A 5,553-nucleotide genomic window follows, 5' to 3' on the forward strand; every position below is an offset into this window, starting at 1 on the left:
AAGGCCGCAGAAATCACCAGCATCAGAGGTGCTTTTGAAAATTGTAGCCGACGAGAATATCCCTCTACTCCATAGGTTTTTCGGCGAGTTTGGCGAGTTAATTGCCAAGCCCGGCCGAGAGATAACTTCCTCAGATATCCTAGATGCCGACGTGCTGTTAGTACGTTCGGTTACGCAGGTTGATCAGCGTTTACTAAAAGACTCAACCGTTCGTTTTGTGGGAACATGCACGGCTGGGCAGGATCATGTTGACCTTGATTACCTGAACCAGCAAGACATCCGGTTTGCAGCGGCCCCTGGGGCTAATGCAAACTCGGTCGTTGAGTATGTATTGAGTTGTCTGTCGATTTTAGCCGACACACACAGCTTTGAAGTAGACGAGGCGACAGTCGGCATTATTGGCTATGGCAATGTCGGACGTCGACTGAACAAAAAGCTTCAGCGTCTTGGTGTGACTACCAAGGTTTATGACCCTTTCAAAACTTCAGAAGACACGGAAGAGGCGCTATGTTCTCTCGATGAGGTGCTCCAATGTGACGTAATCTCGTTGCACGTACCTCTAACGGATGACGGTGAATTTCCCACGCAGTATATGATCGATGCTGAGCAAATTAGCGCGCTTGGGGCGAATCAGGTCCTGATCAATACCAGTCGGGGCGGCGTTGTCAGAGAGTCCTGTTTAAAACAACGGTTAAAACAAGAAAATGCCCCGACAGTGATTTTAGACGTTTGGGAGAATGAGCCTCACATCGATACGGAGCTTGCATCGCTTGTGTATTTAGGTACGCCGCACATCGCAGGATATAGTTTCGACGGCAAGGTCTCGGGGACTGAAATGGTTTATCGCAGTGTTTGCCAGTTTCTTGGTCTACCAACTCGGCATTCTCTCGGGCAATTCTTAGAGGAGCCCCCATTGTCTCGTATGGCATTTACTTCAACGGCAGATGCGCAATGGTGTTTGCATACCGCGATTCGTGCCTGTTTTGATGTTCGTCATGACCACGGGCAATTGATGCGAACTTTACAAGACGATGAGGCAACGAGAGCCTCGGGCTTTGATCAGTTACGAAAAAACTACCGCTGTCGTCGTGAATTCTCGGGTGTAAAGATACAGCTGAAGCAAGGCTCCTCTGAGCTCTTCTCTAAGTTCAAAGGTCTCGGTTTTAATATCAAAGCATAGAGGAATAGTGCGTGATTAAGGAAGACAACGTAGCTACGGTGTTACGGCAAGGATACCCTGATAGAACAGCCTTTCGAGCCTTGAGTGTTCCAGTCGGAACGTTACTAACGCTGGATACAGCATCACCGGCAAGGCGAGATCAAGTCACGTTGATTGGTTATCAAGTTGATAAAGCCTTGGTGGTCTCTATTCCTGAGAACGCGCTAGAGAATGTTCTCGAAGAAGGTAGCTTGCTCAAAGCCAGATTTCTAATCAAAACCGGTTTTGTTAATTTCGCTGCACGCGTGTTGTCTGTGGTAACCGATCCTTTCCCGCATATGTATTTGTCTTATCCGAGTAATGTCGAGATTCGTAAAGTAAGAAGTTCTGAGCGAATAAAAACACGCATTAGTGCAAATATAGATAGCGACTTCAATATTGATGCCGTTTGGCCCAAAGAGGGGGTGATTGAGGATTTGAGCAAAACAGGCGCGAAACTCCGTTCCCGTGAAAGATTGGGTGAGTTTGGCCATGAGCTGCTTTTAGACTTTGATCTAGAGTTAAGTGAGATGGTTCGCAATGTGGGGCTTGCTGCGATTATTCGTAATGCACATGTTGAATCCGAAGTGATGGGTGAGCCTCACTTTGTCTTTGGTGTTCAGTTTCTTGAACTTAGCGAAGATGCACGCTTGATACTGAACAACTTTATTTATGAGCACTGCTAGTTGTTTCTCCTCGCAATTAAGACTACCTATACGATTTGCCACTAATGTCACGCATCTTTCATATCTCTCTTGTCGTTAATCCTGTTGCAGGCCTTGGTGGGCCAAGTGGTCTAAAGGGCAGTGACGCACCAGAAACACCGAAAATCGCCCGTGAGCTAGGGGTTGAATCGGCGATACCACAAAAAATAGCCATCATGCTGGAAGGTTTGAAAGAGTTTCGTTCCTTAATTCGCTTTAGTACGGTAAGCGGAGCTATGGGTGAGGCTTACTTCGCTGACTATGATTTTGATGTTGAGGTAGCGCATCATGTTCGTAACGATACGGTCGCGTTAGACACGCAAAAAGCGGTGCACACTCTGGAGGAGGGGCGACCCGATATATTGCTTTTTGCCGGTGGCGACGGCACGGCCAGAGATGTCTGTAGAGGTTTGACGTCTCAACAAGTATGTTTGGGGATTCCTAGTGGTGTGAAGATGCACTCTGGCGTGTTTGCAATCACTCCGCAGGCCGCGCTTTCTGTTGTGACGAGTATGCTCTCGCGAAAGCTAGTTGCAGTGCGACAAGCCGAAGTGCGGGATATCGATGAACGTTCGTTCAAGGAAGGACGTGTTATTACAAAGCACTTTGGCGAGTTAATGGTTCCTGATGACCAGTTGCTCGTTCAGTCAGTAAAATGCAGTGGCCTTCCTGATGATGAGATGGCCTTGCATGAAATTTCTGCCTTTATCGTAGAGACTCTAGAAGAGGATACGCTCTATCTGCTGGGATCTGGCGGAAGCTTAAAGCATATTAAGGAAGAGCTTGGGATTGATCAGCCTACCCTGCTGGGTGTGGATGCCTGGGCGAATGATGCTCTAGTTGGACGTGACTTGAACGAACCAGATATTCTCGAGTTAATTGAACGGTACGACAATGTTCGTATTTTATTGTCGATTATTGGTGGGCAAGGGATTGTTCTTGGTAGAGGTAATCAGCAATTGAGTGCGCGGGTTCTGGAGCGTGTCGGTGCGCAGAATCTTCAGTTTATCGGAACGCAGGAACGCTTGCATGCATTGCAGGGTAAGCCGCTACGAGTCGATAGTGGTAGTGATGAGTTAAACCATGCGCTTGCCGGTTATCAAAAAATTCTCTGTGGTTATGATGATTTTGTATTGTATGAAGTCGTTTATAGCGCTTAGCGAATACGGTGCTCAGAGATTAGTTGAATCATCAAACTCGCAAGCTGTGTAGAAGTGCTTTTTTTCATCGTGTAGCGAAGTACCTCAACGTTGGGAACGTGCTTGGGGGCGCCATCCGGTAGTATCACATCAGTTTCTTTGCTGATTTGATTAAGCAGCCGCAAGCCGAGTGAAGTAAGACAAGCTTGATCGATTGCCTCCTGACGAATCAGCGCCTCATATACTAGGTAGCCCTCGCTCTCTAGCCAGATCATTGCCCCAAAGCATGCCTGAAAGCGATCGCTGTGTATGCCGTATTCGTCCGGCATGTCTGGGCCTGTAATATCTTCTACAAATACGGCAGATTTTCGCGGAAAGCTTTGATAGAGCTGCAACAAAACACGCGCACAGTCGCGATAAAACTCTTCAATATGTATATCGTACATCTTAGCGCTACTTGCTTCTGGCCATGTCTGGGGTTTGTTGGTAGGTGCTTAAGAATAATTCAAAGCGCGCTATTGCATCGGCAAGCACGTCTTCACGAGGCAAGAAAACGAAGCGAAAATGCTGGTTGTCTTGCAGGTTGAAGCCTGTTCCATGAACAATGAGCATTTTCTGCTGCTTCAGCAAGTCGAGCACTAGCATCTCATCGTTATAGATTTTATGAATTTCGGGATCAAGCTTCACGAAGAGATAGAGAGCGCCTTCTGGTTTTGTGCAGCTGACGCCTTTGATTTCATTTAGCTTCTTCCACGCCAAGTCCCTTTGATCGTAAAAACGCCCGCCAGGGACAATCAGGTCATTGATGCTTTGATAGCCGCCAAGCGCGGTTTGAATGGCAAACTGCGCAGGTACATTTGCACACAAACGCATCGATGCCAGCATATCAAGCCCCTCAATAAAGTCTGAAGCTGTATGTTTTGGCCCCGATATGAGTAGCCAGCCAGAGCGATAACCCGCTGCACGGTGCGACTTGGATAGCCCATTGAAGGTGAGTGTGACGACATCGTGGGATAAGCCGGCCATCGGATGATGAACCGCTTTGTCATAAAGAATCTTGTCGTATATTTCGTCAGCCAACAGGATCAAAGAGTGTTCGCGTGCTAGATCGACAATCTGTTGAAGCAACTTCTTGCTATAAACCGCTCCCGTAGGATTGTTTGGGTTTATGACAACAATGGCTTTCGTTTTGTCGGTAATTTTGTTCTTGATGTCATCGATATTGGGCTGCCAGTTGCTTTGCTCATCGCACTGATAATGAACGGCCTTTCCGCTGCTCAGCGTCACGGCTGCCGTCCATAAAGGGTAGTCAGGAGCTGGAATTAGCACCTCATCACCGTTATTAAGCAGAGCTTGCATGGCCATCACGATGAGCTCGCTCGCGCCGTTTCCAAGATAGATGTCTTCGATATCTACATCAAGAATGCCGCGGCTTTGGTAATGCTGCATAACGGCTTTGCGCGCAGAATATAAACCTTTTGAATCACAATACCCTTGCGCGTTAGGAAGGTTACGTACTACATCCGTTTGAATTTCTTCAGGAACATCAAAATCGAACGGGGCAGGGTTGCCAATGTTGAGCTTGAGAATCCGATGACCTTCCTCCTCGAGTCGACGCGCTTCATGGGCAACAACACCGCGAATGTCGTAGCACACATTGTCGAGTTTGGAGGACTTCTTGATCGTTTTCATCGTTTTCTCTTGGAAAGTTAAAGGTATTTATTAAGCCTAGAATGCATTCTATATAAATAAAGCGAGATTGGAATCCAACGACATGGCTTAGTGCCCAATTTGGACCTCTAAACCTCAAAGAAAATGCGCAGACGGCTTGAATTGGGTGGTCAATGTTAGAAATAACACCATCTAGTTGATGGTAAATTGATTTGGCCTAACAAGCTTCTGTTTGCTTGGCTTTGCTGTGAGTAGAGCGTTTTGTTGAGCTCGAGCTGGCTGAAACGGGAATGCTGGATTGCTCTTGCTGCGATTCACGCTCTCTAATTTGGCTTAAAAAATTCCCGACCGACATGCCAAATTCAGTTTTAAAGAAACGACGAAATCCGGATGTCGTTTGAAAGCCCAGGAGCTCGGCGGTGGCCTCTATCGACTTTCCTTGTTGAACCAGAAACACTTTGACAAGCTCGGCGCGAGCCTGGATGCAAAGAGCAGAGAATGACGTGTTAAGAGTGTTGAGTTTTTTCTGTAAGCCTCGCGGAGAAATACTCAACTCTTGTGATAAGTGCTCACTGTTGAATGCCGCTGGTATATTTCGTATCAAGTGCGTCGTTGTTCGGTAGTCAAAGCTCCAGTAACGCTCTGCGAGTCGAGCGGAGTCTTGGCACTTCTTCATGTAGGTATTGTGCAAGGTATGATTGCTTGACGCTAACGCTTGGTCACTAAATTCTGTTGAAAATTCGAATAAAGCGAGTTGCGCATCATACCTAGGTTCGCAACCATACAGGTCTCGATACTCATCAGCGTAAACCGGTTTTTCGTAATCTAGCCATAGCCTAGT

The 5,553-nt window shown here is 47.1% G+C and carries 6 protein-coding genes; 3 read left to right on the top strand and 3 right to left on the bottom strand.

Annotation, left to right across the window (positions count from 1 at the left end; all coding sequences use genetic code 11):
- The 3 genes from A3751_RS07335 to A3751_RS07345 all read left to right on the top strand — a co-directional run.
- A partial coding sequence (locus A3751_RS07335) for a 4-phosphoerythronate dehydrogenase (RefSeq protein ID WP_231876858.1) occupies window positions 1-1,180 on the top strand: 1,180 nt, incomplete at its 5' end.
- Window positions 1,181-1,191: 11 nt separating this feature from the next.
- On the top strand, window positions 1,192-1,884 hold the full coding sequence (locus tag A3751_RS07340) for a flagellar brake protein (RefSeq protein ID WP_068453857.1): 693 nt from the start codon (window positions 1,192-1,194) through the stop codon (window positions 1,882-1,884).
- Between the two features lie 44 nt (window positions 1,885-1,928).
- A complete protein-coding gene (locus A3751_RS07345) occupies window positions 1,929-3,062 on the top strand; it encodes an ATP-NAD kinase family protein (protein WP_068453860.1) in 1,134 nt (377 codons plus the stop codon).
- On the opposite strand, the gene A3751_RS07350 is transcribed toward A3751_RS07345, so the two are convergent.
- The 3 genes from A3751_RS07350 to A3751_RS07360 all read right to left on the bottom strand — a co-directional run.
- The gene (locus A3751_RS07350; RefSeq protein ID WP_068453865.1) at window positions 3,059-3,487 is read right to left on the bottom strand and encodes a hypothetical protein; all 429 of its coding nucleotides are present in this window, start codon (window positions 3,485-3,487) and stop codon (window positions 3,059-3,061) included. The two genes, A3751_RS07345 and A3751_RS07350, sit on opposite strands and share 4 nt — an antisense overlap.
- 7 nt (window positions 3,488-3,494) lie before the next feature.
- The gene (locus A3751_RS07355; RefSeq protein ID WP_068453869.1) at window positions 3,495-4,733 is read right to left on the bottom strand and encodes a pyridoxal phosphate-dependent aminotransferase; all 1,239 of its coding nucleotides are present in this window, start codon (window positions 4,731-4,733) and stop codon (window positions 3,495-3,497) included.
- Between the two features lie 196 nt (window positions 4,734-4,929).
- On the bottom strand, window positions 4,930-5,553 hold a 624-nt coding region (locus tag A3751_RS07360; RefSeq protein ID WP_156492310.1), incomplete at its 5' end, for a helix-turn-helix domain-containing protein.

The sequence above is a fragment of the Oleiphilus sp. HI0080 genome, from assembly GCF_001635135.1.